At 69.3% G+C, this 25,109-nt stretch carries 24 protein-coding genes and 3 pseudogenes; 12 read left to right on the top strand and 15 right to left on the bottom strand.

Annotation, left to right across the window (positions count from 1 at the left end):
• Positions 1 to 310: 310 nt before the first annotated feature.
• Together D1369_RS41695 and D1369_RS41690 are read right to left on the bottom strand one after the other, a co-directional pair.
• A complete protein-coding gene (locus D1369_RS41695) occupies positions 311 to 4,321 on the bottom strand; it encodes a trypsin-like peptidase domain-containing protein (protein WP_237557571.1) in 4,011 nt (1,336 codons plus the stop codon).
• Positions 4,318 to 4,644, bottom strand: coding sequence for a CU044_2847 family protein (locus D1369_RS41690; protein WP_050789638.1), 327 nt, complete (start codon positions 4,642 to 4,644; stop codon positions 4,318 to 4,320). The genes D1369_RS41695 and D1369_RS41690 overlap by 4 nt, the downstream gene beginning before the upstream one ends.
• A 237-nt stretch (positions 4,645 to 4,881) precedes the next feature.
• Between D1369_RS41690 and D1369_RS43505 the strand changes: the two are divergent.
• Positions 4,882 to 5,336: pseudogene (locus D1369_RS43505) on the top strand (transposase); the annotation flags it as partial.
• Here the strand turns inward: D1369_RS43505 and D1369_RS41680 are convergent.
• Positions 5,333 to 6,241, bottom strand: a complete 909-nt coding sequence (locus D1369_RS41680; RefSeq protein ID WP_007379232.1) for a LysR family transcriptional regulator — start codon at positions 6,239 to 6,241, stop codon at positions 5,333 to 5,335. The pseudogene D1369_RS43505 and the gene D1369_RS41680 sit on opposite strands and share 4 nt — an antisense overlap.
• A gap of 72 nt (positions 6,242 to 6,313) precedes the next feature.
• On the opposite strand from D1369_RS41680, the gene D1369_RS41675 reads away from it, so the two are divergent.
• The gene (locus D1369_RS41675; RefSeq protein ID WP_007379233.1) at positions 6,314 to 6,703 is read left to right on the top strand and encodes a RidA family protein; all 390 of its coding nucleotides are present in this window, start codon (positions 6,314 to 6,316) and stop codon (positions 6,701 to 6,703) included.
• Between the two features lie 213 nt (positions 6,704 to 6,916).
• A complete protein-coding gene (locus D1369_RS44350) occupies positions 6,917 to 7,114 on the top strand; it encodes a hypothetical protein (RefSeq protein WP_240436145.1) in 198 nt (65 codons plus the stop codon).
• Positions 7,115 to 7,455: 341 nt separating this feature from the next.
• Here the strand turns inward: D1369_RS44350 and D1369_RS43315 are convergent, their stop codons facing one another.
• The 4 genes from D1369_RS43315 to D1369_RS43310 form a co-directional block, all read right to left on the bottom strand.
• Positions 7,456 to 7,764 (bottom strand): hypothetical protein, encoded by a 309-nt coding sequence (locus D1369_RS43315; RefSeq protein ID WP_007379234.1) that lies wholly within the window; start codon positions 7,762 to 7,764, stop codon positions 7,456 to 7,458.
• Between the two features lie 47 nt (positions 7,765 to 7,811).
• Entirely contained in the window at positions 7,812 to 8,819 is a 1,008-nt protein-coding gene (locus D1369_RS41660) for an NAD(P)H-dependent glycerol-3-phosphate dehydrogenase (protein ID WP_007379235.1), read from the bottom strand.
• Positions 8,816 to 8,974 (bottom strand): hypothetical protein, encoded by a 159-nt coding sequence (locus D1369_RS43500; RefSeq protein WP_205574512.1) that lies wholly within the window; start codon positions 8,972 to 8,974, stop codon positions 8,816 to 8,818. The genes D1369_RS41660 and D1369_RS43500 overlap by 4 nt, the downstream gene beginning before the upstream one ends.
• Before the next feature lie 231 nt (positions 8,975 to 9,205).
• Positions 9,206 to 9,376, bottom strand: coding sequence for a hypothetical protein (locus D1369_RS43310; protein ID WP_158680093.1), 171 nt, complete (start codon positions 9,374 to 9,376; stop codon positions 9,206 to 9,208).
• A 199-nt stretch (positions 9,377 to 9,575) separates the two neighbouring features.
• Between D1369_RS43310 and D1369_RS41655 the strand changes: the two genes are divergently transcribed.
• The gene (locus tag D1369_RS41655) at positions 9,576 to 10,430 is read left to right on the top strand and encodes an alpha/beta fold hydrolase (protein ID WP_007379237.1); all 855 of its coding nucleotides are present in this window, start codon (positions 9,576 to 9,578) and stop codon (positions 10,428 to 10,430) included.
• Positions 10,431 to 10,872: 442 nt separating this feature from the next.
• Here D1369_RS41655 and D1369_RS43305 read toward each other — a convergent pair whose 3' ends face one another.
• The gene (locus D1369_RS43305; protein WP_158680094.1) at positions 10,873 to 11,016 is read right to left on the bottom strand and encodes a hypothetical protein; all 144 of its coding nucleotides are present in this window, start codon (positions 11,014 to 11,016) and stop codon (positions 10,873 to 10,875) included.
• A 562-nt stretch (positions 11,017 to 11,578) separates the two neighbouring features.
• Between D1369_RS43305 and D1369_RS41650 the strand changes: the two genes are divergently transcribed.
• Positions 11,579 to 12,514 carry a GNAT family protein gene (locus tag D1369_RS41650; protein ID WP_007379239.1) on the top strand — a complete coding sequence of 312 codons (936 nt, stop codon included), beginning with the start codon at positions 11,579 to 11,581 and terminating at the stop codon, positions 12,512 to 12,514.
• Positions 12,515 to 12,600: 86 nt separating this feature from the next.
• On the opposite strand, the gene D1369_RS43300 is transcribed toward D1369_RS41650, so the two are convergent.
• Complete coding sequence (locus D1369_RS43300) at positions 12,601 to 12,855, bottom strand: hypothetical protein (RefSeq protein ID WP_007379240.1); 255 nt, start codon at positions 12,853 to 12,855, stop codon at positions 12,601 to 12,603.
• A gap of 586 nt (positions 12,856 to 13,441) precedes the next feature.
• On the opposite strand from D1369_RS43300, the gene D1369_RS41640 reads away from it, so the two are divergent.
• From D1369_RS41640 to D1369_RS43295, 3 genes are all read left to right on the top strand, one after another.
• Positions 13,442 to 15,094 carry a hypothetical protein gene (locus tag D1369_RS41640; protein WP_037898537.1) on the top strand — a complete coding sequence of 551 codons (1,653 nt, stop codon included), beginning with the start codon at positions 13,442 to 13,444 and terminating at the stop codon, positions 15,092 to 15,094.
• A gap of 851 nt (positions 15,095 to 15,945) precedes the next feature.
• Positions 15,946 to 16,992: a hypothetical protein gene (locus tag D1369_RS41630; protein WP_007379243.1), complete on the top strand. Its 1,047-nt coding sequence runs from the start codon at positions 15,946 to 15,948 to the stop codon at positions 16,990 to 16,992.
• A complete protein-coding gene (locus D1369_RS43295) occupies positions 16,980 to 17,468 on the top strand; it encodes a hypothetical protein (protein ID WP_007379244.1) in 489 nt (162 codons plus the stop codon). The genes D1369_RS41630 and D1369_RS43295 overlap by 13 nt, the downstream gene beginning before the upstream one ends.
• Positions 17,469 to 17,959: 491 nt before the next feature.
• Here the strand turns inward: D1369_RS43295 and D1369_RS41625 are convergent, their stop codons facing one another.
• On the bottom strand, positions 17,960 to 18,367 hold the full coding sequence (locus D1369_RS41625) for a hypothetical protein (protein WP_205574511.1): 408 nt from the start codon (positions 18,365 to 18,367) through the stop codon (positions 17,960 to 17,962).
• Positions 18,368 to 18,856: 489 nt separating this feature from the next.
• On the opposite strand from D1369_RS41625, the gene D1369_RS41620 reads away from it, so the two are divergent.
• Entirely contained in the window at positions 18,857 to 19,060 is a 204-nt protein-coding gene (locus tag D1369_RS41620; RefSeq protein WP_007379245.1) for a cold-shock protein, read from the top strand.
• A 358-nt stretch (positions 19,061 to 19,418) separates the two neighbouring features.
• On the opposite strand, the gene D1369_RS41615 is transcribed toward D1369_RS41620, so the two are convergent.
• The 4 genes and pseudogenes from D1369_RS41615 to D1369_RS41600 form a co-directional block, all read right to left on the bottom strand.
• Entirely contained in the window at positions 19,419 to 19,655 is a 237-nt protein-coding gene (locus tag D1369_RS41615; protein ID WP_007379246.1) for a hypothetical protein, read from the bottom strand.
• 422 nt (positions 19,656 to 20,077) lie between these two features.
• Complete coding sequence (locus D1369_RS41610) at positions 20,078 to 20,848, bottom strand: endonuclease (RefSeq protein ID WP_050789641.1); 771 nt, start codon at positions 20,846 to 20,848, stop codon at positions 20,078 to 20,080.
• Between the two features lie 451 nt (positions 20,849 to 21,299).
• Positions 21,300 to 21,559: pseudogene (locus tag D1369_RS41605) on the bottom strand (MarR family transcriptional regulator); the annotation flags it as partial.
• Positions 21,560 to 21,642: 83 nt separating this feature from the next.
• Positions 21,643 to 21,924, bottom strand: a pseudogene (locus D1369_RS41600) (helix-turn-helix domain-containing protein); the annotation flags it as partial.
• A 268-nt stretch (positions 21,925 to 22,192) separates the two neighbouring features.
• Between D1369_RS41600 and D1369_RS41595 the strand changes: the two are divergent.
• From D1369_RS41595 to D1369_RS41585, 3 genes are all read left to right on the top strand, one after another.
• A complete protein-coding gene (locus D1369_RS41595; RefSeq protein WP_037898540.1) occupies positions 22,193 to 22,633 on the top strand; it encodes a VOC family protein in 441 nt (146 codons plus the stop codon).
• Between the two features lie 133 nt (positions 22,634 to 22,766).
• Positions 22,767 to 23,171: a hypothetical protein gene (locus D1369_RS41590; RefSeq protein ID WP_050789642.1), complete on the top strand. Its 405-nt coding sequence runs from the start codon at positions 22,767 to 22,769 to the stop codon at positions 23,169 to 23,171.
• On the top strand, positions 23,105 to 23,425 hold the full coding sequence (locus D1369_RS41585) for a hypothetical protein (RefSeq protein ID WP_007379251.1): 321 nt from the start codon (positions 23,105 to 23,107) through the stop codon (positions 23,423 to 23,425). The genes D1369_RS41590 and D1369_RS41585 overlap by 67 nt, the downstream gene beginning before the upstream one ends.
• 347 nt (positions 23,426 to 23,772) lie before the next feature.
• Here D1369_RS41585 and D1369_RS41580 read toward each other — a convergent pair whose 3' ends face one another.
• Entirely contained in the window at positions 23,773 to 25,044 is a 1,272-nt protein-coding gene (locus D1369_RS41580; protein WP_118083084.1) for an MFS transporter, read from the bottom strand.
• Positions 25,045 to 25,109: the final 65 nt, after the last annotated feature.

Here is a 25,109-nt window from a genome sequence, read left to right as displayed (position 1 = left end):
TCCGCACCCAGGTGGTGTGCGTGATCCGTATCCGTGACGACGACACCGACACCGGCTACGACAACACCCGCCTGAAGCTCAAACGGCCGTAGTCGACCGACGTGGCCGCGACCTTCCCGTTCGACCAACACGAAACGAAGAATCGGGCATCAGGTGTCATACCCTCTGACGGCTGGGTACGGGACGCCCCGCCGTCAGTCCGATGGGCAGACGGGGCCCGCTGATTCGTCGCGAAGGTAGGCCGCGCGTTCGTCGGCGGTGAAGTCGCGGTCGAGATCGCGGCAGACTTGTTCAACGGCTTCGGCGGGATTCAGGGACGTGGTGACGCTCCACAGTTGAACCGTCGGACCACCGACCGCCAGGGTACGGCCGTCGGGGCTGAACGCCATGGACTGCATCTCGTCGGCAGCCCGGGGAGGGCGCGGAACTTGCTCCGATCGGTGTCCCACAGCTTCACAGTCTTAACACCGAGGGCGGCGAGAGTGTGGCTGTGGGGGGCGTATGCCAGCGCGTATTCTCCGCCGGTGTCTCCGCTGAAGGCGCGGCGCAGCTTGCCGGTGGTCGGGTCCGAGAGAATGATGATTCCGTCGTCTCCGGTCGTGGCGAGGGTATGACCGTCGGGGCTGAATACCACGCCGCTCACGTCGCCGGTATGTCCGCTGATTCTTCTGCGGGCCTTGTGACGGGTGACGTCCCAGAGCCACACGGCAGAGTCGGCGCCTCCTGTGGCGAGGGTGTGGCCATCAGGGCTGAAAGCAACCACCGACACCGATTCGCTGTGTTTGTCGAGGCGAGCACGCAGTGCGCCGGAGGCCGGATCCCACAGGCGCACGCTGTGGTCCTCACCGCCGGTCGCCAGGGTGCGGCCGTCGGGGCTGAACGCCACCGCGTACACCTCTTTCATACGCATATTGAGTCTTCTGCGGAACTTTCCGTTGGCCGTGTCCCACAGGCGGACGGTCTGGTCGTCGCTGGCGGTGGCGAGGGTGCGGCCGTTCGGACTGAACGCCACCGCGTTTACCGCACCGGTGTGTCCAGTGAGCTTGTGACGGACCCTTCCGGTCGTCGTGTCCCACAGGCGTGCCGTGTTGTCGTCGCTGGCGGTGGCGAGGGTGCGGCCGTTCGGACTGAACGCCACCGCGGTTACCGCACCGGTGGGGTCCTTGAAGGTGCCGTGGTCGGTTCGCGCCGACGCGTCCCACAGACGTACCGTTCCGTCGCCGCCGGCGGTGGCGAGGGTGCGGCCGTTCGGACTGTACGCCGCGCCCAGGACGCTGCCGGAGTGTCCGGCGAGAGTCTCGCGCGATGCGCCGGTGGCCGCGTCGCGCAGCTGCACGTCACCGTCGCCAGTGACGCAAGTGACGCCGTCCGGGCTGTAGACCAGCCAAAACCCTCCGTAGTCGAAGGTCTTTCGGAGCTTGCCGGTGGCCGGGTTCCTCAACTGAATGGTGCTGTCCTTGGCGATGGTGGCGAGCGTGTGGTTGTCAAGGCTGAACGTCAGCGACACCACCTCGTCCGGGAATCCGGTGACCGTTTTGCGTAGTTCGCCCGTGGCCGGGTCCCACAGGCGCGCTGTCCGGCCTGCGGCGCCGGTGGCGAGAGTGCGGCCGTCGACGCTGAAGGCAACCAGGCGCCTCGCCCCTGGGAGCGTCCTTCGGGTGTCGCCCGTGGCCGGGTCGACCAGCCGCACGCTCTTGGCGTCACCGACCGCCAGTGTGTCGCCTTCCGGACTGAAGGCGACCGAGAGTTCGCTGCCCGTGTATCCGTCGTGTCTGGCGCGGGTCTTGCCCGTCGCCGGGTCCCACAGGCGTATGGTCTTGTCCGCACTGCCGGTCGCCAGAGTGTCACCGGACCGATTGAAGGCCAGCGCTGTCACCGCGCCGGTGTGTCCCCGGAGGATCCGCCCGGGCTTGCCGGATGACGGGTCCCACAGGCGTACCGTCCCGTCCGCGCCGGCGGAGGCCAGTGTGCTGCCGTCGCGGCTGAAGGCCACCGCCTTCACCTCGCTCGTGTGCCCGAACAAGCGACGGTGCCTCGGGAGGGCCGCGGCGGCCCGCAGACTCTCGACGGCCTCCGAGGTGTGATGGGTGCGGTAGGCCTGCACGGCCAGCAGCGAGGCCAGGTCGGGGTTCGTGTAGATGAGGTCGTCGGACTGTGCCGCAAGCTCGCGGGACCGTGCCGCCTGCCGCTCATCGAGGACCGTACGCCACTGCCAGACGGCGCCTCCCACAGCCAGCAACGCCAGCACCAGCAAACCGGCCAGAACCGCGACCACCCGCCTGGTGCGGCGTATCGCCGCTTGCTGTCTCGCCTGGCTGGCCTCCAGATACGCCCCGATCTCCGCCGGGAGCCGCCGCCTGCGCGACCACTCCAGCCCTTCCGCCAGCGCCGTCCTGCCCAACAGGTCCCCGGGGTCCTTCTTCTCGGCCCAGTGGGCCTGTCGCTCTCGCGTGCGGTCGAGCCACTCCTGGAAGCGGCGGTCCTGCTGGACCCATTCCCGCAGTGCGCCCCAGTCGCGGATGAGCGCCTCGTGGATCAGTTCGGCCACCGGCTCGCCGGCGGGCGCGTCAGGGTGTTGCGGCACACGGAGCGTGTGTGTGGTGATGATGCGACACCGGGTCAGGGAGGCGATCACCGCGTCGACCGTTTTCTCCCCGCTGCGTCCGGGGTCCGCTGCGAGGATACGGAGCTCGTCCAGCGGAACCTGGGTCCGTACGGCCGTGATGTTGCGACTGGGGTCGGAGGGATGGACCAGGGAGGTCAATGCCCGCCGGGCGATGAGTTGTTGATCGGGGGTCAGTTCGCGCAGGGCGCTGTCGCACCAGGTAGTCACGCTTCCGCTGACTCCTCCGATGCGCCGGTACGCCTCGTGCGTGAGGTGGCCGTCCTGTCTCCGCAGCCACAGCTGGCTGAGCGTCATTTCCAGGAGGGGCAGCACGGTGACGGGCGCCTGGCGGGTGATGGCCGCTTCCGGAGTGATGTCCAGGACGTCACCGATGATCCGTTCGGACAGCCCCGGCTGGAAGCGGAGTCCCACGTCTCGCGCGGGCAGCACGATGATGTCGTGCAAGTCCTCCTGGCTCAGGGTGCCCGGCACATTGAGGAGTCCGGGCATAGCAGCTTCCAGCAACTTCGGTGCCAGCGCAGCCAGTTGAGGATAGAAGTCGTCCCGCATGATCAGGATGACGGTGGTCTTCGTGTACGCGTCGGCGGCCGTCGTCACCTCGTCGATGACCGACAGCAGCTCCCGCAGGCGGCCGTTGACCGTCTGCACCAGTAGTTCCTCGAACTGGTCGATGACCAGCAGGACGCGCTGATAATCGGGGTCGACAGCCAGCCGTCGGTTGACCGCCGCGACGATTCCCTCGTCGCTCGCCCCCGGCAACCCGGCCCGCTCGATCTCCGCGAGCATGTCCTGCCTCGGCCGGGTGAGGACGGGCAGCCATCGGTCGCTGCCCGGCAGTTCTCCCTCCGCGAGCGCCCGCAGCACACCCGCCTGGATCAGCGATGACTTGCCCGAACCGGACGGCCCCAGCAGCAGGGTCAGCTGGCGTTGCTGGGCGAGGTTCGTCACGACCTGCCGTACCGCCTCCGCCCTGCCCTGGAACCAGTGGGCGTGCTCCGCGGTGAACGGTTCCAGTCCCCGGTACGGACACACATCCTGCTCGGTCAGTTCCGGCAGCATCTCCCGGAGGACCTGGGTCGGCGTGACGTACGCGATGCCCTGCCCCCGTTCGAACCTGTCCGGTGCGGTGATCTCCGTAAGCATGCCGATGACCAGGCCAGTCACCTCGTCCATGACAGGCCCGCCGCTGAAACCGGTGGTGAGGTCGTTCGCGGCGGTCAGTTGAAGGTGCGGGCCCGTGCCGTCCGTGCTCGGCAGCAGGTCGCCGGTCACGGCGTACCCGAAGTGTCCTTCCGGCGGGGCCTGAGCGGGGAACCCGTACGAGCGCACCCCATGGCCCCGGCCCTCCGCCGAGCCCAGCGGCACCGGCCGCGCCCCGGCCGGCATACCGCCCCTCAGCCGGATGAACGCCACGTCCCCGGCCTCAGCGGCCCGCCACAGGTCGCCCAGTACTGCACCCTCCACGCCTCCTGCGGCCTCCAGATGGGGAAAGGACAGCACGGCACCGGCCCCCGGTCCGCCGCCGGCGGCCTCGATGACGTGCGCGCAGGTGACCACGACGCCCTCGGCGACCAAAAACCCCGCCCCGGCCACCGACCCGTCCGGCCGCAGGATCTGGGCGACGGCGCTGAGCAGATCGCATGCGACGCCGCCCCCCGGCGGACCACCTGGAGTCTCGTTCTCCGCGCCGGTCATGAGGAGCCGTCGCTCCTCCAGGACACGGTCACCTTCAGATGGCAACCGGCCTGGCTCTTGGTGATCACGGCCCCCGCCTCCACCGCGAGGTCGACGCCGAACTCGATGGTGATCTCGTCGGGTCGGGCCTTGCGCAGCTGGTCGAGGGTGGCGCGGGCAGCCTCCGTGATCGGCTCCAGCGACCTTTGCAGGGTCACCGGGAGTTCGTGCACCGCGTCGCCAATGCGGCCGGCCTTGACCGGCCCGTCCCACGCGGCCGCCGGCTGCTCGACCAGAACGGAGCCGCCGCTGTCCAGCGGAATCCGGGTCAGAGGAGTCACCATGCCACCAGACTCCTTGCTCCTGGCACATGCCGCATGCCGGGCGGGCCGTACGGAGGCCAGATCTGGCGCCTGGCCAAGGCACCTCTGCCGGTGGTTGAGACTTCGAACACCCCCCCTCAACGGCAGAGGCACCCCGCTCGTTGCAACCCCGGTCCCCACCTCACCCACTATCGCGAGCCGGCCCGCCCCCTGCGAGACCTGGTCGGTCCGGCCACCCGCTTGGAGACCGTCATTCGGCGCCAGGGCAGCAAGCGCTCGATGACCTCACGCTGTGCCGTGCTGAAGAAGGTGCATCCCTCGGGCAAGGAAGCCACCCGCACCGCGCAGGAACACGCCGGCGGACGCAGCCGATGCAATGGCGTACTCCCGCTGCGGACCCTGCCGCTGCGGACCCTGCCGGTCGAACAGCCCGCAGGAGCCGCCGAGCCCACCGGCTACTGGATGACCAATCTGCCCGCCACCACTCCCGTCGCCGATCTGGTGCGCTTCGCCAACATGCGCTGGCGCATCGAGCACGACCACCGCGAACTCAAACACCGTCTGGGACTGAACCACTTCGAGGGCCGCACCTGGCGGGGCCGGCACCCCTCCACGTCACCCTCGTCACCGCCGCCCAGGCCTGCTGCTGGGACGGCACGTGCACCACCTGCCCGACCCCTCACCAGAAAGAGAACCTAACGAAGCACTACTAGGGGCTGTCCGTCGGATCTTGATTGAGAGCTGCCAATAGGCGGAGGACCAGGGGGTTTGAATCATTCTTGCGCCACGCGACGGCGACTCGTGTGCGCGCGGTGCCGGGCTCGATCCCGCGGAAGGCGACGCCCTTGAGGCGGATGCGGCGGATGCTCTCCGGGGCCAGTGATACGCCCAGGCCGGCTTCCACCAAGGCGCAGACGGTCTGCCATTCCACGGCACGCTGGGTCACTTGGGGGGTGAAGCCCGCAGCGGTGCACAGGTTGGTGATCTGGTCGTACAGCGGCGGGCCGACGGCGCGGGGCAGGAGCACGAAGGGGCATTCTGCCAACTGCTCGACTCTGACGGTCCGTTGTGCTGCGAGTGGGTGTGAGGAGGGCAGGACGGCCACGAACGGTTCGGTCAACACGGTCTTGAATCCGAGCTCCGCGTCATGGGCGGGCGGTTCGCGCAACAGGCCGATGTCGATCGTCCTTTCGCGCAGAGCGGCCAGTTGCGGTGTGGTGGTCATCTCCTGGATGTCCAGGTCCACGGCGGGAAACCTTTCCCGGAAGGTGCGCAGCAGGCCGGGGAGGACAGTGAGGGCGAGGGAGGCGGCGAAGCCGATCCGCAGGCGGCCAGCCCTGCCGCTGCCGACTTCTCTGGCTGCGGTCAGGCCCTCTGCCAGGTGGGTAAGGGCATGCCGGGCAGCGGGCAGGAGTTCCCGGCCCGCCGGGGTGAGGCCGATATTCCCGGGTTCGCGGCTGAAGAGCGCGTACCCGACCTTGTCTTCCAGGCGGCGGATCTGCTGGCTCAGCGGCGGCTGGGCGATGCCCAAGCGGGTGGCGGCGCGGCCGAAGTGGAGTTCCTCGGCGAGCACGACGAAGGCGTGCAGCTGCGGGAGGGGAAGTTCAGGGCGCTCCATACGCATAGAGATATCACTCCATGCCCGAAAGTGTATTAGACGTATCAGTGCTGGTCACTTAGCGTTCGGCGCATGACAGAGCGACGTTCCATCCTCAGCGGCTCGACCTTCGAGGAGCAGATCGGCTACGCCCGCGCCGTGGTCGACGGTGACTGGGTTCATGTGTCCGGGACGACCGGGTTCGACTACACCACCATGACGATTTCGGACAACGTGGTGGAGCAGGCCGAGCAGTGCCTGCGCAACATCGAGGCCGCCTTGACCGAAGCGGAGTGCACTTTCGCTGACGTGGTGCGGGTGCGCTATCTGCTGCCCGACCGGGCCGACTTCGAGCCCTGCTGGCCGGTGCTGCGTCGCGCCTTCGGAGAGGTCCGGCCGACCGCCACCATGCTCGTGTGCGGCCTCGCCAATCCCCGCATGAAGATCGAGATCGAGGTGTACGCCCGGCGGATCACCGCGTAACCGCGTAGTCCGGTCTGGGTGAACGGGGGCACCGTGCCCGAGGTCGGGCGGGGGCGATCTGACACATGCCGAATGGGCACGGTTCCAACCACTGCTGCCCGGCGGCGGATCCACCGCTTCCACCGCTTCAGGAGCCGGGAGTGGAGGAGTGGCGCAGGCGCTACCCGCTCTTCCCGCGGCTGCTGTTCGTCCTGGACGGCGCAGTGGGGCCTCGTGCGCGAGCACCCAGTCACCTACGGCGAAACGGGTGACACCCGCGCCGACGGCCACCACCTTGCCCGCGCCCTCCACTCCCAGCGCCGCCGGTGGGCGCAGCCCCACGTCCCAGCTGCCGCCATTGAGCAGTTCGTCCCACGGGCCAACCCCGGCCGCCTCAACCGCGCCCAGGATCTGGCCGGGTCCGGGAGGTGACGGTTCGGGCAACTCCAGCAGGGCGACGTCCTTCTCGGCCCCGGACACTCCGCACGCCTTCACAGCAGGTCGTTGTCAGCAGTCTCGGCCCCAGGATCCCCGCGGGGGTAGCTCGTGGAATAGCTCCGCACGACCTTGGGTGGCCCGGGGCGTACAGCCTCGTGTTCGAGTTTGCGAAACCACCGGTCATGCCGCGGCAGAGGCGGTCCCACAGCTCATCCGCACGCATCGCAACGGAGCGGGCGCGCGGGAGCACAGAGTGAGGCCGGCCCCGTCGCTACGGGGGAAAGCGACGGAGCCAGCCTGCGTCCACCGTGCCACATCCGCGCCCCCCGCGCTCGTCATCGACGCGAACTCGCTTTACACCGCGGAACGCAAGGGTCGGCAGGTGTCAGGCGGAGTGGTCGTCGAGGAGGTGTGCCACAACGTCCGTTGCTGACCGGCAGGAACGGCCGCAGCCGTTCCCACTCGGCATCGGGCTCGCTGTGGCCGTCCTTGGTGCCGGTGAGGTCGGTGATCACGAAGGTGGCCCGGCTGAAAAGGAGGTAGCGCATCCAGCGGCCGGGGCTGCGGGTGAAGCCGGTGACCATCCATGCCACCAGGGCGGCGGTGGCGGGGAGTTGGACAGCGGTCGGTAAGGCTGCGGGCATGACAGGGAACCTCCGGCGCGGGGAGGGGGTGAAGGTGGTGGGGCCGCTTATTCGGGCTTGGGAGGCCGCTGCATGAGGGCGGCGACGGTTTCGTCGAGGGTGGTCTTGCCGGTGAGGACGGCGGTGACCACGGCCGCGATCGGCATGTCGACGTCGTGGGTGCGGGCGAGGTCGAGGATCGCCTCCGCGCTCTTGACGCCTTCGGTGGTCTGCTTCGTCGCTGCGGCGGCCTCGTCGACGCTCAGGCCCGCGCCGAGGTAGGTGCCGAAGGTGCGGTTGCGCGAGAGCGGGGAGGAGCAGGTGGCGACCAGGTCCCCCATGCCGGACAGACCGGCCAGGGTGGTGGGCTGGGCGCCTATCGCGGTGGCCAGCCGGATGCTCTCCGCCAGCCCCCTCGTCATGATCAGCGCCGTGGCGTTGTCGCCGAGGCCCAGGCCGGAGGCGATGCCGACGGCCAAGGCGATGACGTTCTTGAGCGCGCCGCCCATCTCGCAGCCGATCACGTCGGTGGAGGTGTAGGGGCGGAAGTACGGGGTGTGGCAGGCGGCCTGGAAACGGCGAGCGGCGTCTTCGTCGGCGCAGGCGATGGTGGCGGCCGCAGGCTGGCGGGCCATGATCTCCCGCGCCAGATTCGGCCCGGACAGCACCGCGACCCGCTCTGCACCGACGCCGGTCACCTCGCGGATGATCTCGCTGGCCCGCAGATGACTGTGGGTCTCGATGCCCTTCATCAGGGAGACGATCAGCGTCTCGGGGCCGATGTGGGGCGTCCATGCGGTCAGGCACTGGCGCAGGGACTGCGCGGGCACGGACAGGACCATGTACTCGGCCCCCTCCAGTGCAGCCGCCGGATCGGTCGTCGCGGTCAGCGAGGCGGGCAACTCGACGTCCGGGAAGTAGTCCGGGTTGCGGTGGCCGGTGTTGATCGCGTCGGCGATCGTGGCGCGGCGGGCGTGCAGGACGACACTGGTGCCGGCGTCCGCGAGGATCGTCGCCGCGGCGGTGCCCCAGGAGCCGGCGGAGAACACCGCCGCACGGGCGGGGTGCTGGCTCACTGCTGGGTCCTCTCGTCCGGTACGCGCCGGACGTGAGGGTGGCCGGGCGCGGCCATCGTATCGGCCGCGGGGCCTGTCACCGGGCGGCGCAGGGTCAGCAGGACCGCGCGCCGCCCGGGCAGGGTCGGGAGCCGTCGGTTCGCGGTGGCCGGCATGTTCTGCGCCTCCGCCTCACCGAGCTCGCGGGTGAGGGTGTCCGCGTGACGGATCCCCAGCCGGAACAGCCGCTCCCCGCCGGCGGGTTCTTCCTCGGGGCACTCGTCGACGTGCTCCAGGACCAGCCCGGCCGCCCCGGCGTGTGCGTCGAAGTCCGGTTCGGCGTCGCGCCGTACCGCGCGGGTGAGGGCGAGGCGGCCACCGGGGGCAGGAACGCGGCCCGAATTCCCTCACGCCGCCGTCCGGTCGGCGGCGAAGGACAGGGCGTCCACGCACACCACGGCGGCCGCGCAGCCGTCGGCCAGGCCGCTGTCCTCCAGGTGGGCGACGCGGAAGTGCGCGCGGTCGGCGGCAACTGCGAGAACGCGGCTCTCTGCCCAGACTTGAGTGAGACACACCATCGAATCCCGCCTCACTCAAGTCCAGGCACCGCAGGTCAACGCGGCATGATGCCCGGACTCATCCGGGACAGGACAGCCTGGGTCCCGGTGATGTGTAGGCAAGTTCTGGAGAGCTCAGATCTTGCGTGGGTACGGCGGTCGCGAAGCCCTCCTGAACCCTTGATCTTGCCCAGAAGATCGTTCTGTTGGAGGCTGAGGCATGCAGAATCTGCCGACCTTCGTTTTTGTTCATGGGGCCTTCGCGAATTCGTTCTCGTTCGCGCCACTGCAGGCCGAGCTCGCCTTACTCGGGCATCGCTCGGCCGCGGTCGACCTTCCCGGACACGGATTCGAGGCGACCTTCCCCGCGGCCTACCAGGCTCCCCAAAACCTCGACGCACTCGCCGCAGAACCGGGGAGCATCAAGGGAGTCACGCTCGCCGACAACGCCGCCCGCGTGATCGAATGCCTCGAACAGGCCAAGCAGAACGGGCCCACCATCCTCGTCGCCCACAGCAGGGGCGGCATCACGGCCACCGCCGTCGCCAACGCCCGGCCCGAGCTGATCGACCGGATCGTTTACGTCTCCGCCTGGTGCCCCGTCGATCTGGACGTGAGCGACTACTACGCCCAGCCGGAGATGGCGGACCTCGACGCGGGAGCCTTCGCTGCCACGCTCGTCGGAAACCCGGCCGAACTCGGTCTGCTCCGCACCAACTTCCGTACCGCCGAGCCAGCGGCACTCGCCGCATTCAAGCGAGCGTTCGCCGCCGACCTCACCGATGACGAGTTCCGAGCCTTCCTGAACACCTTCCAGCCCGATGAGAACCTCGACGCCGGTACATCCGCCGACCGGGCCCAGGCCACGACCTGGGGCCGGATACCCAAGACCTATGTGCGCCTGGCCGCCGATGCCAGCATTCCGCCCGCCATGCAGGACCGCATGATTCGCGAAGCCGACGAGCTCACACCAGACAACCCCTTCGACGTCCGGACACTCGAGGGGAGCCACCTGCAATGGCTCGTCCACCCGAAGCCCGCCGCCGAGCTGCTCGCAAACCTCGCGGCGCGCTGACGCACCCCCGGAGACGGATGCCTACGGTTGAGTGGGACAAGAGGAGCCCGCTCGTCCCATTCAACAGTAAGCACCGCAGGTCAGAGCCCCACCATGCCCACAGTTGTCTGGGACGGGACACCAGGACCGGACGCTGCGGGCAGGGCGGGGCTGGAGCCGGACGAGACGGTGGGAGCAGTCGCTGATCCGTCAACCGTGCCGCATGAGAACGTGCCAGAACAGTGAGCACTTCGGGTAGCACGGGCTGAGCGCATGGGGACCGTGGCGGCGAAGGAGCCGGTAGTGGCGCTGTTGGGCGACGGTCGGGAGTCGGCGAGGTCGAACTGGGATCTCGCCGCGCCGTTCGACCTCGATCTGCTGGAGGGCGAGTTGGACGATTCCGGCGGTGGCGCGGACTCGGTCGATACGCATGCGGCGGGGGGGGCGGGCCCCGGAGTCGCCGTCACAGAGCGGTGCGGGCGGCGGCCGACACGAGCAGAGACAGAGCGGCGAGGCTGAGGTCGACCGCGCGGCGCAGGTGGACGAACTTGCGGACCGCGAGCGAGGACAGGACCCGGACGCAGGCGGTGCGGGCATTGCTCTGCATGCAGTGAGCCCTCGCCGACGGAGGAAGCCGGCTCACTCATCTAACGAAGCAGAGCGCCGAGTTCCTGGCCGAGTCCGGAGAGGTCTTCCGGGGTCGCCGTGTCCGCCGTGTCCGCCGTGTCCGCCGACAAGGTGATCCCTGTCTGGTCATGTCCCGCTGAGTGTGTAGTCACGCAGCTGTTTCGATTCCGGTTGTAGCGTGATCTGCGGTTCGGGCGGGGGCGGGCATCGTGAGGAGCTCGGCCATGGAGGCTTCAAAGAAGTAGCGGCGGTCGAAGACCTGCCATTATTGCCTGTCTGGCAGATCATGCCGCAGACGCGGCACTTACCACGCCCTCCCCCACTCTCGGCTTTGCTCGAGCGGGCGGTGGCCCCACCGGCGTTGTCGTCGGTTGTCGACTCCCCCACGCTCGAACCGAGCTCGCGCGGGGGCACCCTCATCCGCTCCGCTCACCGGCGTCGATGAGTCACCGCTGGTTTCCTGCGACCTGGTGCGCCGGACAGGCCCTCGCTCTGGTCAAAAAGCCGTGGTCCCCTTGGCCCCACGGTGTGATCATGACCGGATGCTCTTTCGCGCTGCCACCGCAGACCCCGCAGACCTCGACCGCGCAGCCGCCTACCCGGCCGATGGTCCCATCCCCGCCTTGAGCGCGGAAAGGATCCGAGAGGAGCGCGCGAGCAACCAGTTCCGCCCTGAGTGGATCTGGTTCGCTGAGGACGAGAATGGAGAGATCCTGGCTCGCGCCCTGTGGTGGGGCCGTGCCGACAGCGCGCGGCCGATCGCGCTCGATTGCCTCCAGGTACGCTCCAGCGTCGTCGACCCGGTCGCCGTCGCCTCCGGGCTGCTTGCAGCTGGCCATGCCGCCCTCGGGGCTCTTCCTGCTTACAACATCTCGCTGCCCCGCGACTGGCGGAGCAGCCCGGTGTTGGCCGATGCGGTGGCCTGGCGCAGGGAGGCGGCACGCAGGTCCGGACTGAGCAGCGAGATCGAGCGTCTGCGGTACGAGTGGACACCCGCTGCCGAGGTCCCTGTGCCTGCGGGGAAGCTGATCTTCCGCGAGGGTACGGACGAGGAGTTCCTCGACGCGTTTGTCCGGCTGTCGGCTGGGAGCCTGGATCTGCACACACAGAACGAGCTCCGCTCGATGGACGCCGAGCAATTGGCCCGCGAGGACATCGAGTTCTACCGCGACTGTCCTGGTGAGCGCTCCTGGTGGCGCCTTGCCGAACTCCCGGACGGCACGCTGGCGGGCCTGGCCATCCCTTCCGCGACCCCCTACCACCGAAACGTCGGCTATCTGGGTGTCGTCCCAGAGCAGCGCGGTCAGGGCCGTATCGACGAAATACTCGCCGAGATCACCAGGTTCCACGCGAGCGAGGGCGCCGACCGCATTACCGCTACGACGGACACCGTCAACGTTCCGATGGCCGCCGCCTTCGACCGCGCGGGCTATGAGATCACGGAGATCCGCCTCGTCCTGGAATCCCCACCGAAGTAAGCCGACAAGCTCGTCCCCGATGGCCCCGGCCCCAGAGGGTTTCCTCCCTACGTCATGCCCGCTGCCGCTAGGTTCCGTCCGGCGAATCATGTGACCGTCTGACCGGTCGCTCGTCGTTTCGGTCCTGGGTCCAGGTGGTAGGGGTCGACGTCGTCGGGCAGGTCGAGGTCGTCGAGCGTGACGACCTCGATTCCGGCCTCACGGAAGGCGTCCATCGGGTCGGCAGGCCGCTGGCGCGGCGGTGCCTCCAGGAGGCCGCCGAGCCCGATACCAGCCAGTGCTGCTTCGGAGCTGGCCCAGGCATCGAGCGCCTCACGCAACAGGTCCGCGGCAGCTTCCACGCTCAGCTCGCCGACGGCGCGCAGGACGGCCTCTGCTCCGCTGGTGAACGCCTTGCCGTGCGCCTGCTCGATCCACTCCCGGGCGGCCGGACCGGCGGCGGGCGTCTACCGGAGGGTCGTGTGCGACGGAGTCAGGAAGACCGCGCCGGCGAGCCCGGCCAGGGTGGGCCGGTCGGCGACGACCGCGGCGCGTTGTTGTCGTAGGCGCCCAGGTTGTTGCCGAAGTCGCACCGTCGTTGACGGAGCGGTACACCCCGTTGATGAAGGTGCCCACCAGAACCAAGCAGGTCCCCCCTCCTGGGCCGTGGCTGGGCGTCCGCTGAGGCGACGCTGGTTGGTTGGGAGACTGATGAGCCAGACCATGGCCCACCGGCAGCTCCATGTAGGACTCGAACTATCACGCCAACTCACCGCCTTCCAGCGCCCGGTCGGCGGGGGTGCCTTCAGCTACCCACGGCGAAGGGGCGCTCCTGAGGTGTGAGACACCATGACGGGCTGGACGCCGAGAGGTCATGACCGTCCGGCGGTGTGTACCGGGCAGAGGCTCTGATTGACTGTCCGCCAGTCGGGGAGGAAGGGGCGGCACATGGACTTGTTCCGGCGCGGGAATCGGCAGACACGGGCCCGAGCTGCCGCAGCGGCCGCCCGGGCGGCGGAGTGGGGCGGCGGCCCGGAGGGGGAGGCGCTGGGCGACCTCCACAGCTTCCGGGACGAGGTCCTGGCGCTCACCGCCCTCCCCCCGGACGTCGAAATCCTGCTGACGGACCTGGCCGTCGGCTGGGAGGACGTCACGCCGGAGCTCCCCGCCCTGACCGTCCTGCCGATGATGGAACGCCGGGGGCTGGTCGCCCTGCCCCGGGGCGGCGACGGACTGCGGCGGATCACGTTCCCCGGACGGCTGCACGCCCTCATCTCCTCCCACCGCACCCCGGAGGAGATCCGCGCCGGGCACCGCCGGATTCTCGCCCGGGCCGTCACCCTGCCGCCGGAGGGCGGCCACTGGTGGCAGCTGCCGGTCGCCGAGACCTACCTCTGGCACCACCTGCCCTGGCATATCGCCGCCCACGACCGCGCCGCCGCCGTACGACTGGTCCAAAACCCCCGCTGGCAGGCCGCGAAGGTCAGGGTCTGCGGCGTGGCCGCACTCCGCGCGGACCTGGCGATGTTCGACACCCCCGAGATCGACGCGGCCCGCCGGGCCGTGGACCGCGTCGCCCACCGCCTGGAGCGCCGCGCCTGCCCGGACCCGGTTCTCCGGGCCGGGCTGCTGCTCGACGCCCTGGTCGGCGAGGCCGTCCTGCGGGCGGAGGCCGAGCTCTTCCGGCAGGAGCTGCGGGAGGAGGCCCCGGGTCGCGTCGCTACCGACCTGACGTCAGCCCTGGTGGGCGTGCTGCCGTCCCCGTCGTATGTCAAGGACGTCGCCCTGGCGGCGGACGGCAGCTGGCTGGTGACGGCCTCGGGCCACAAGGCCAGCCGGATCCACGACGTCGCCGACCGGAGCGTGCGGCACGTCCTGGGCCCGACCGAGGGGATCCACGAGGTGTGCGCGATCACGCCGGACGGCAGCCGGGTCATCACCGGGGACTACGACGCCGCCCGCTGGTGGGACGCCGCCACCGGCCGGCGCCTGCGGTCGGTCGACGGCTGGACCACCCAACTCGCCCTCGACCCAGGCGGTGCCTGGGTCGCCACCGACACCCGGCCCCGCCCCGCGGTCATCGACAGCACGACCTACGCGATCAAACGGCTCGGGAAGGAATCGGACTACCGCACCCTCGTCACCGCCATGGCCTGCTCCCCGGACGGCCGGACCGTCGCCGTCGGCGAACAGAGCGGGCGGATCCAGCTGTGGGACCCCGCCTCGGGCAAACTGCGGGCCGAACTCCCCACGTCCCCGAGGTCCGTCTACCGCCTGGCCTTCGCCCCCGACGGCAGCTGGCTGGCCGCCGTAACCCTGGACGGGGTCCGGATCCTGGGTCTGCCCGGCGGCCGGGAGCGCCTGCATATCCCGGGCTCGCAACCGTTCGCGGTCGGCGATGGCGGGCGCTGGCTCGCCGTCCCGGGGGACACCGTCCGCTTCCACCGGACCGACACCGGCGAACTGCTCGGCGAGTTCACCCCGGACCACCGCGGCTGGGACCATCGCGTGCGGACCTCGCCCGACGGCCGGTACCTGGCCACCTGGCACCTGGGCAGCGCCTCCATCCTCGTGTGGGACGCCCGACGGCTCGTCCCATGAGACGCACGAACGGCGCAGGAAAACCGCCCGGTGCTGGCCCCCACACCCGCCATCGGGACCCTCCGCAGCCCAATCTCCGCTCCCCGGCACCTGCAGCCGCCCCGACGGCCCGATTTACATCGCTGTCCAAGTACACCGCGGCGACGAGTGGGACATCCTCACCGGCAGCCCCGTCCCGGACGGCCAACTCGAGGACTACACAGGTTGAACTCGTCGTGGCGGGTGGGGCTGACCTCCGTGACCGCGAGGACCGTTCCTCTGCGGGCGCGGTCGGCGTGAACGTGGAGCCGCGGCCCTTGGACATCCGGTTCAACATGTCCCCGCCCCAACGGAGGCTGTCCCCGGCCTCGACCAAGAGGACGTCGACGGCTGCCTGACAGTCCCCGGGCCCGGTGTGTCCGGATAGGCCGCCGCATCCAACGCTCGGGGAGCCATCCAGTGCTGACCTAAGAGAATCTCACCGACCGCTTCCCCTAGCAGGTGGTGGGGCCGCTGTTGAAGTGGGCGATGCGCTTCGTCGACGACTTCGCCGACGATGTCCTGGCGGCCCGCGCAGAGCGCGACGCCATCGATGCCCGGCTGCCCGCCGGCCCTGACCTGCCCACCGCGCTGGCGGAACTGCTAGACGACTTCCGCCGCCGTCGCCACCCCCTGCCAGTGGCACCCAGCGCGCCTGGCCTCCGCCCGCCGAGGTGAGCCCTCCCCCAGCACCAGCTACCTGAGCTTCCGCGGTTCGGGGAGCGCGGACCTCGCCCCAGGCGCGTCAGCCCCGCAGGCGAGCCTTCGCCACCGGAGGATCGGCGGGTCAGCCGACTGTTGACTACAAGAGTGTCACCACGTCGCAGGGGGCGGTGATCCCCGTAGGCACAAACGGGCAGATCACCCTGAAGAACGGATCGTCCACTCAGCCCGTCGATGTGGTCCTCGACGTCTACGGCTACTTCACTCAAGCGTCGTCCGGCGACGGGGTCTTTACTGCCGCCCAGGACCGGCTGCTCGACACCCGCACCTCCACTGCCATCCCGGCCGACAGCAGCATCAGCGTCATGATGGCCGGCAACGACGGCATCCCTGCTTCCTTCGGCGCGGCTGTGCTCAACCTGACCACCACCGGACAGCAGAACTCCGGCTACCTGCGGGTGTGGCCGACGGGACAGCCGATGCCGTCGACCCCCTTGGTGGACAATTTCCAGGCGAACACCTCCACCGCCGACCTGGTGATCGCCCAACCTGGTGACCAGGGCGCAGTGAGCATCTACAACGCCAGCGGCAGCACCATCCAGCTCATCGTCGACCTGCAGGGCTGGTTCTCCATCGACGGCAACGACGACAGCGGCGCCCTGACGACCCTGCCGCCGGTCGATCCCCCGGAGACAAACCTGACCGACGAGCCGACGGATCCCGCGGCCGCCTCCTCCGCGCCTGCCCTTCCCACGGACTCACCGACCGGCAACGCCCCTGCGGGCGTGTACTGCGACAATGCGGGCGGTGTCTACAAACCCACCTCACTGGGCGGCAAGTACATCCACGCCATCGGCCCTTCCCAGTCCAATTACAACGGCACCACCCATAGCGAGACCACCACGTTCAGTGCTGAGGCTTCGGGGACCGTCGGTGTCAGCCTGAGCGGATCAGTGAAGGTCTCGGCAAACGAACTCGTCGCGCGCCAAGAAGCAACGTACGGCATCAGCTTTTCCGTCTCGCTCACCGCGAAGCTGGGGAACTCGGTAACCGCGACCATCCCGTCGCACAAAACCGTCAGTGCCAAGTACGGTGTCTGGCGCCGACACATCACAGGCATCAGCTACATCCTGTACAGCAACTGCACCCACTCTGCTCCTTCGACAATCTCCTCCTACACTCCCTACACCGTCGGCTGGTACACATGGCAAAGCTGACAAAGATGCGCGTGGTAGCGATGATTGTCCTGGCGGTGAGTATGCCGCTCGTAGCGGGCTGCACAGCGCACGGCAGCCAGGCCTCATCGCAAAGCGTCTCGAGCACTTCCCCGACTCAGTCCCACCTGTCCCCGGTCATCGATGTCACAAGAACTCCACCGGACATCTCCGGCTCGACCAAAGCGCTGGTTCGCCTGGCCCAAAGGACGGGGTCGGAGGAGGTGACAGTGGTCGACAGCATCAGGGCAGGGACCATCGCCGTGGCAACCGAATGCGCTGGTGAGGGAAAAACGGTCATAGTCATCGGAAAACTGGCCACCTACACCATCCCCTGCACGGCCACGCCCGCAACGACCTACAACGAGATCGGGCTGGGCAGCAGGAGACAACACGTCCCCATCACGGTCACGGCCAGCGCCGGAATCCACTGGGGCTTGTCAGTTGGATGGCGCGCAGGGCACAAGCCCCCGCTCTGACACACGCTGACCTGGCAATCCGATCCAGGTCGACAGAAGGTCGACGGCTGCGACGGCCACAGGCGTGTCAGCCACAACCACGTCGCGATCAGGGGTTGTCCGGTGGTGTGCACGGGCGCGTCCGGGGCGGTGTCAAGGCTGTGAACCCAAATGGTGCCGCCCAGCCAGAGCGAAGGGTTACCGCGCGCTCCCCGGCACCTCGGGGCCTGGCTGTCAGCGGTAGGGCGGCGCGAGGAGGCCCTGACCGCCGAGCTGGAGGCGGTGGAGATCTGGCGTCGGCAGCCGACAACCCGGCCGCACCTGCAACGTGAGTGAAACGCGCAGGCTAGGGCCATGACGAGACGCCACCCGCAGCTTCCGGGGCTGCAATTCCGTCGCAGAAGACGTCGTGTGCGACGCGTTGCCGTGCACGGACCGGCCGGTACGGGCGCTGGTCGACCTGACGCTCCCGCCCGAATACCGTCGTGGTCAGGGGGCGTTGCGGAAGCCGGTCAGGTCAGCCGAGTCACCGCGTAGTCGAAGGTAGTCCCGGTGACGGTGTACGTAGCCGTCTGACCGTTGTCGCAGTAGGAGACGTAGGAGCTGCCGAACTCCTTGGTCCCACCGACCGCCTCGACATACGGACGGACGTCGGTGCCCTCCAGCCACGACGTGGTGGACAGGTCGATGACCCTGGTCTGGTTAATCGGGTACTCGTCGGTCGGGGCGGACTGTTCCCCGGAGCGGGCGGTGGCAGCCCAGGAAAGAACGAAGCCGGCATTGTTGACGACAGCCACCTTCTGAACGCAAGGCTGGGCCTGCGCGGGCGCCGCCGCTGCGGTGACCGAGGGCAGGACGGCCATTGCCGCCGCGCTCGCCAGGATCGCGGCCGACCGGTGACTTGTCCGGGTCCGGTTCATGATCGAAACTCCCTCCCGGCCGGGGCCCTCCCAGCCGACGACCGCCGAGTTACCCGACGATCCATCAAGAAACCTCTGTTGCTTATGAGTTGAGAGCGCATTTGCGAGTTCTCCCAGACAGAACACCCCCGCTGTCTCCCACACATAGGCAGTCTTGAGGAGCAACCTCAGGCACGCGGAACAGGAGTGCGCTTTTCCGGGGCCACCTTGTCCCAGCGGCGGTCCGCGTCGTCATGCCACGAAGCGGCGTTGGCCCGGTTCCTTGTCCCGGACGACGGAGGGCGGGGTGGATTGGGCCCACTACGCCCAGCAGGTGCGTCGATGGCGAGGGATCTGCCGGCGTGAGGCTGGCGGGCTTGGCGTGTTGCGTGCTGTCGGTCGGATAAGCGGGGTGATCGGGGGTACAACGGGGGCAGGCTCGCGCGGTTGCGGGCCGGAACATGCCCGGTTGGACGGGCTGTTCCCAGGTATGAACGAAGGATCGATGGTATGGCCAGCGGCACCGTGAAGTGGTTCAACTCCGAGAAGGGCTTCGGGTTCATCGAGCAGGACGGAGGGGGCCCGGACGTCTTCGCGCACTACTCCGAGATCGCGGCCAACGGGTACCGCGAGCTGACTGAGGGTGAGCACGTGACCTTCGACATCGGCCAGGGGCAGAAGGGGCCGCAGGCGCAGAACATCGTCCGCGGCTGAGCGGGCCACACAGCGCAGGGTGAGGCGGCTGACGGGTTCGGCAGCCGCCTCACTCATGCCGCCGGAAGGCGTGAGGCGGTCCTTCCCGGCAGGTTCCCCTGCACAGGCTGTCCCTGCCAACGGGGCACCCGCTTTGGGAGGCGTACGCATGTGGCCCTGACCAGAATTCCGGTCAGGGCCACAATCGTGCTTGTGGGGGTGAGGGGCGGTCGCCTACGCGGCGAAAGGCTCTGCGGGGCTTCAGCGGACGATCGTCCCCGCAGGCTACAGGTGAGGTCCCGGGACACTGTCCCCTACACTCCCAAGCTCTGCACGACCGTCTTACAAGGTGCGAGGGGGGGCGCGGACTGCCTGCTCGCTACTCGGTGTGGCGGACCGCCCTCTTCACCTCAAGCTCCACGCCGGCCCGCGCCGCACCCCGCTCTTTCGCGTGCACGGTGACCGCGCCCTGCACGTCTTGTGCCAGGTCACGCCATACCTGCCATGCGTTCTCGTAGGCGGGAGGGTCGCCTTTGGCGCGCAGGGCTTGGGCAGTCGCGTGCGCCTGGTCGGCGGCGCGTTGCTTCTCCACGAGTTCTTCGAAGGTGTGTGCCACGTAAGGACCATAAGCCGTGCACGGGCTGGTTCCTTCCCGCGACGTGCAGGCAGCAGGGAGCTCGCCCGTCTACTCCTCGATTGGGCCGTCGTCGCTCGCGAACTCGAAGTCGCAGCGCATCCCGGGCCGGCTTGGGGGCCGTCCGTAGGAGTGGCGCAGGCGGAACCGGCGGCGAACACCCGCAGCCGGCGCCGGTTGCTCCTGGCCGGCGATCCGTTCCCGGATATGACCGGCACATGGTGCCTGGGCCCACCGCACGTCCGGATCGAGGAGGCGTACCCGGCGAGGAGATCGGCGTCGGTCATGGCCATGAGAACCCCCTCGCCCCCGGGTAGCGGGGCGGTAAAGCTGGTCGCAACGACCTGTCCTGGCACAAGTGCCCTCGCCCTGGAAGGTGTCGACGAAGTCGACCTTTCCTCCGGTCACGGCCCAGGTTCAGGACGGGGCGGTGCTGCTGGGCCCTTGGTGAACCAGGCGATCTGGTCGTAGAAGTGCGCGGCGCCGGGCTTGTCGAAGATCGTCCGCGGCAGGTCTGCCAACTGTGGGGCGGGGGTGAGGCCGGTGGAGGTGAAGGCCTCGAAGAGTGGGTCGCCGACGCGGTCGATGTTGAAGTCGCCGAGCGCGACGAGGTTGTGGTCCCAGCCGAACTCCTGTTCCGCCCAGCCGGCCAGCCACTTCGCGATCGCTTTGAGCTCGGGCACCCAATCGGCGACGGTGTCGCCGTAGTCGACGTGCAGGATGATGAGGGTGAAGGTCTGCCCGGAGGAGAGGAAGCTGACGGCGTAGGGGGTGCCGGCGAACTGCCGCTCCAGGCCGCTGGCGCTCACTCCGGTCTCCTGCTCGATCGGCACCACCAGCTCGCACGCCAGGCCCGACGGCTTGACCCGGCGGGTGTCGAACAAGAACCCCAGACGCTCGTTGTTACCGTCCTTGCCCAGGGTGACGTCGTGAGGATGAACGCCCAGTCCTTGCCGAGGACTTTCAGCAGGTAGCGCAGGGCGCGCAGGTTCGACACCCTCGGGTGTCTTCCACGCCTTCGTCAGATCCCCGAAGGCGCGCAGGTTCCACGTCGCGACCAGAATGGCCGCGCCGTCCCACTTCGCCGGCACCACCCCGTCGACGTGTTCTACCCACTGCGCGAGGCGCGCGGCGACTGCCTGCGGCGGGGTCAGAATGTCGGGATCGGACGCCACGAGTTCCTCCTCAACACGGCAGCAGGGCAGCAGGGCAGCAGGGCATCTTGAGCGTGGATAACCGGGATCGACACGGCAAGCGCCGATTGTGGTGATCGTGACGGGCGCGGCCTGGGACAACGCGAAGCCCCGGCTGGACGGGGGAGACCAGCCGGGGCCGTATGCGGAAGCCGTGCGGAGGGCGGTCGCCTCTCGGCGAAAGGCTCCATGGGGCTTCAGCCGGACGATCGTCCCCATGGGCTATAGGTGAGGCCCGGGGACACTGTCCCCTCCGCAGCCACATACTGATGAACGGTCAGCTCCCTCAAGTTGTTCCGCGCATCGCCCGGCAGCTGCTGTGAGGTAGGGCACCAACCTCGAGCTGTCGCCACTCCCGCGAGGGATAACCAGGGGGATCAGCTCGGGCAAGGCCACCGGCGCGTAAGCCGCAGAGCGGTCTTCGCTGGGCACCACGGTCGACCAGCCGCGTGGCGCCACCTGTCGTGAGGACCTGCTCCTGGGCGACGACCCGCATCGACAGTCCCGGCTCCCCCGCCATGCCCAGGATGAGCAGCACCTCGAACATCAGATGGCTGATACGCAGTCCACCTCCAGAGCTCGCCCCAGGATGTACTCCAGCCGGTTCGCGGCCCCCTTCCGGCGCCCGAAGGCCAGGATCAGCGCGTTGTTCGCGGCGTGGCTCGACGTCGAGATCTCCGCATGCTCGTCCACGGCCCTGACGCCCCTTCCCATTCCTGCTTCCATCCGCCCACCGAACACGGCGCACCGGCTGAGCGGTGGGTCTGCCGACTTGGCTACCGGCCCTGGGCGAGCCGGAACGCGCCGGGCGTCGCACCGGTGTGGCGGGTGAAGAACTTGCCGAAGCTGGTGGGCTCGGGGAAACCGAGGCGGCGCGCGATGATCGCCACCGGATCGTCGGTGTGCGCGAGCAGCCGCCTGGCCTCCAGGGTGACCCGGCCGTCGATGACGTGCTTGACGGGTTGTCCGGTCGCGGCCGTGCAGGCGCGGGTGAGGGTCTTGACGGTGTAGCCGAGGCGGTGGGCGTAGTCGGCGGCGCGGCGGGTGGTGGCGTAGGAACCAATCCACGTATGCGTACGGTCATCCACAACGGGGATGGTGCACCCAGCCCGGCCACCGACCCCGGACACCCGACCCGCCAACCTCGCTCAACCGCAATCGCGAACCGGACATCAACGTGCGTATCGCCCTCTGAGGACTGCGGGGCTCAGGCCCGGGCCATCGAGTCAACTCCGAGCCCACGGCCGAGCGACTTGCGTTGTTCGCCGGCGGGCGTTCCCCCGAATGGGTCGTTCGGGCGGGGCCGGGCCGGGGCACTTGGAGCCCATGTCCAACGACGCAAGCCGTATCCGGCTGGTGCAGACCGTGATCGACAGCACCGACGCCCGCAAACTCGCCGAGTTCTACCGGTCCCTGCTGGGGCTCGAATACGCGGATGGGGACGAGCCGCCTCCGGCCGGTCAGCAGGACGAGCACGGCAGGGACTGGCTCGTCCTGCGCCATCCTGGCGGCGGACCGCGGCTCGCCTTCCAGCAGGTGGAGCGCCTGCGCGAACCGGACTGGCCCGACGGCCCGGTGCCCCAGCAGATGCACCTCGATCTGAGCGTCGCCTCGTTGGCGGAACTGCGGGCCCAGCACGAGCGCGTGCTCACCCTCGGCGGCAGCCTGCTCAGCAACCGGGACCAGCCGGATCCCGATGACGAGGAACGCTTCCGCGTTTACCGGGACCCCGAGGGCCACCCGTTCTGCATCTTCGTCGCCGAGTGAGGCGCGTAACCCGGGAGCACCGTGAAGGGCGGCGGCGAGCGGCCCTTGCGGGCAGAAGCCGCAGGGGCCGCCGCCGGGGCCTCGCCCGGCGGTGCACGGGTATCCGGCGCCCACGACGAGGAGACACCTGCTCGTGATCACGCCTGGCATCCGCGCATATCGTGAGTACCTCCTGCAGCCGATCAGCCGCGACTTCCGCGTCCACCTGGTGCTGGCCGAACCTCCCACATGGGAACTGGCGTACCTGACCGGCCACACCGTGGTGGCCGACCTGGCCGACGTCGACGCCCTCGTGCGGGTCGCCCGTACGGTCGACGCCGCGCAGGTGGCCGCCGCCCTCGGACTGCCGGGAGGGGAACGGCGGTGCGTCGAGCGCTGCCGGGACAAGTACCGCATCCGTGCGGCCCTCGATGCCGCCGGGGTGCCCCAGCCGCGCTCGGTGCTCGTCTCCGGGCGCGAGGAGGCCTCCCGGTGGCCGGGGACATCGGCTACCCGGTCGTCGTCAAGCCTCGGGCGGCCGACTCGCCCGCCGGCCTGATGGAGGCCGTCGAGTTCACGGATGCGAGCGGCGAGTGGGCGCCCGGCCTTCCGACGCACGAACAAGACATCCTGGTCGAGGAGTTCGCCGCAGGACCGGAGGTCAGCGTCGACAGCGTGGTCCACCGCCGCACGGTGACCTCGCTCTGCCTCGCCCGCAAGGAGGTCGGCTTCGAGTCCTGCTTTCGAGGAGACCGGGCACATCGTCGACCCGGACGACCCGCTGTGGTCCGACGGGACACTTGGCGGACGTGATCGTGCGTACGCACGCCGCGCTGGATTTCACCGACGGCGTGACCCGCCCGGACCTCGCGCTCGCCGCCGCCGACGTCGCCTGCGGCCGACTGCCGAGGCTGCGTGCGGCCACCGGAAACGCCTGTCGGGGCTTGCCGGAGCATGTGGTGTGCTGCGGCCCGCTGGCGGCGCCGGGAGAGGTCAAGTCGCCCCCGCCCCGCGGACTGATGGACGGCCGGGTCGCCGCCTCGGGTCGGCCGTCTCAGGCCACGTCAACCCGCAGGGCATGTCCCGCCACGTCCAACGCGGCACGGCAGGTGTCCGCGTCGGCGGCTAAGGCGATCGCACAGGCGCGCCGGACCGCGGTCTCAGGGCGTGCTCGTCGGCGCGGCGGTCCGGGCCTCCTCGGGGGGCTCGGGCCTGAGGCTGTCCAGGCTGCGGACCCTGCGCAGCGGGGACAGGATCAGGAAGAAACTGGTGCTCAGCAGCCCCACGGTTCCCACCACCAGCGCGCCGCGCAGCCCCAGGTGGGTGCCCAGCCAGCCTCCGAGCAGCGAGCCGACCGGTTTCATGCCCAGTGCGACGAAGAGGTAGGCGGCGTTGGTACGTCCCAGCAGCCGCTCCGGAGTCACCGTCTGGCGGATCGTCATGGTGTGCACGTTGCAGGCGGTGATGCCGAAGCCCTGCACGAAGAAGGTGACGGCCAACAGGGGAGCCGCCCACGTGCCGCGGTGCACGACCGGCAGCAGCAGCGGGGCCAGGTCGCCGATCACCGCGGCGATCACCAGCGTGCGGCCCAGACCCACCCGGTGGGCGATACGGTCGGTGAACGCCGCGCCGAGCAGGGCGCCCACGGCACCGACGGACAGCACGAGCCCCAACTTCCCCGGGCTCATGTCCAGTTCCTTCACCGCGAACAGGGTGAGGATCGTCAGGACGATCTGCCAGCACAGGTTGTAACTGGCCGCCTCGCCCAGGGCGGCCCGCAGGTAGGCGCTGGAGAAGGTGAAGCGAAAACCCTCGGTCACCTGGGACCGTAACGGCGCGGGATCGACGTGGACGGCCTTCTCACGCTTGCGTACCGCCGAGACGCCCACCGCAGAGGCGAGATACGAGACCGCGTCGACGAGCAGGGCGAACGGCGCCCCCAAGAGCTGCACCAGCGCCCCGCCCAGTCCCGGGCCGCCGATCTCCGCCACCGACTCGCTCGCCGTGAGACGCGAGTTGGCACCGGTCAGGTGTTCCGGCGGCACGATCGCCGGCAGGTACGAGCGGTAGGCGATGGTGAAGAATACGCGCGCGGTCCCGCCCGCGCAGGCCAGCGCCAGCAGCCAGCCGAACGTCAGCAGGTCCAGCGCCGCCAGCAGGGGGATGGCGCCGATCGACAGCGCCTGCCCCAGGCTGGAGAGGATCAGCACGCCGCGCCGCTGCCACCGGTCGACCAGGACGCCGACGGGCAGACCGAGGACGACGTACGGGGCGAACGTCAACGCGCCCAGCAGCCCCAGCTGCGCGGGGTTGGCGTCGAGGGTGAGAACCGCGGTCAGTGGCATGGCCAGCTGGTACACCTGGGTTCCGACCAGCGAGGCGGTCTCCCCCGCCCAGACGAAGTTGAAGTCCCTGCGCCAGCCTTCGGCCACGATGCTCCCTAAGTTTCGGTCCTGTCGCCGGTACCGGTCGGCACCGGCGCCGCCGCCTCGGACGA

The organism is Streptomyces sp. CC0208, assembly GCF_003443735.1.
GTDB classification, from domain to species: domain Bacteria; phylum Actinomycetota; class Actinomycetes; order Streptomycetales; family Streptomycetaceae; genus Streptomyces; species Streptomyces sviceus.
Note: the sequence above shows the minus strand (reverse complement) of the source record. Positions and strands in the feature narration are given on the sequence as shown.

What these genes read in the sequence shown, in the direction of transcription:
- D1369_RS43500 (WP_205574512.1), bottom strand. Translation starts at nt 8,974, where the DNA reads ATGCCGGCCACCGCGAACCGACGGCTCCCGACCCTGCCCGGGCGGCGC.
- D1369_RS41595 (WP_037898540.1), top strand. Translation starts at nt 22,193, where the DNA reads ATGTCCAACGACGCAAGCCGTATCCGGCTGGTGCAGACCGTGATCGAC.
- D1369_RS41675 (WP_007379233.1), top strand. Translation starts at nt 6,314, where the DNA reads ATGACAGAGCGACGTTCCATCCTCAGCGGCTCGACCTTCGAGGAGCAG.
- D1369_RS41695 (WP_237557571.1), bottom strand. Translation starts at nt 4,321, where the DNA reads ATGACCGGCGCGGAGAACGAGACTCCAGGTGGTCCGCCGGGGGGCGGC.
- D1369_RS41680 (WP_007379232.1), bottom strand. Translation starts at nt 6,241, where the DNA reads ATGGAGCGCCCTGAACTTCCCCTCCCGCAGCTGCACGCCTTCGTCGTG.
- D1369_RS43295 (WP_007379244.1), top strand. Translation starts at nt 16,980, where the DNA reads ATGGCAAAGCTGACAAAGATGCGCGTGGTAGCGATGATTGTCCTGGCG.
- D1369_RS41655 (WP_007379237.1), top strand. Translation starts at nt 9,576, where the DNA reads ATGCAGAATCTGCCGACCTTCGTTTTTGTTCATGGGGCCTTCGCGAAT.
- D1369_RS41650 (WP_007379239.1), top strand. Translation starts at nt 11,579, where the DNA reads ATGCTCTTTCGCGCTGCCACCGCAGACCCCGCAGACCTCGACCGCGCA.
- D1369_RS41620 (WP_007379245.1), top strand. Translation starts at nt 18,857, where the DNA reads ATGGCCAGCGGCACCGTGAAGTGGTTCAACTCCGAGAAGGGCTTCGGG.
- D1369_RS43305 (WP_158680094.1), bottom strand. Translation starts at nt 11,016, where the DNA reads ATGCAGAGCAATGCCCGCACCGCCTGCGTCCGGGTCCTGTCCTCGCTC.
- D1369_RS43315 (WP_007379234.1), bottom strand. Translation starts at nt 7,764, where the DNA reads ATGCCCGCAGCCTTACCGACCGCTGTCCAACTCCCCGCCACCGCCGCC.
- D1369_RS41690 (WP_050789638.1), bottom strand. Translation starts at nt 4,644, where the DNA reads ATGGTGACTCCTCTGACCCGGATTCCGCTGGACAGCGGCGGCTCCGTT.
- D1369_RS41625 (WP_205574511.1), bottom strand. Translation starts at nt 18,367, where the DNA reads ATGAACCGGACCCGGACAAGTCACCGGTCGGCCGCGATCCTGGCGAGC.
- D1369_RS43310 (WP_158680093.1), bottom strand. Translation starts at nt 9,376, where the DNA reads ATGGTGTGTCTCACTCAAGTCTGGGCAGAGAGCCGCGTTCTCGCAGTT.
- D1369_RS41640 (WP_037898537.1), top strand. Translation starts at nt 13,442, where the DNA reads ATGGACTTGTTCCGGCGCGGGAATCGGCAGACACGGGCCCGAGCTGCC.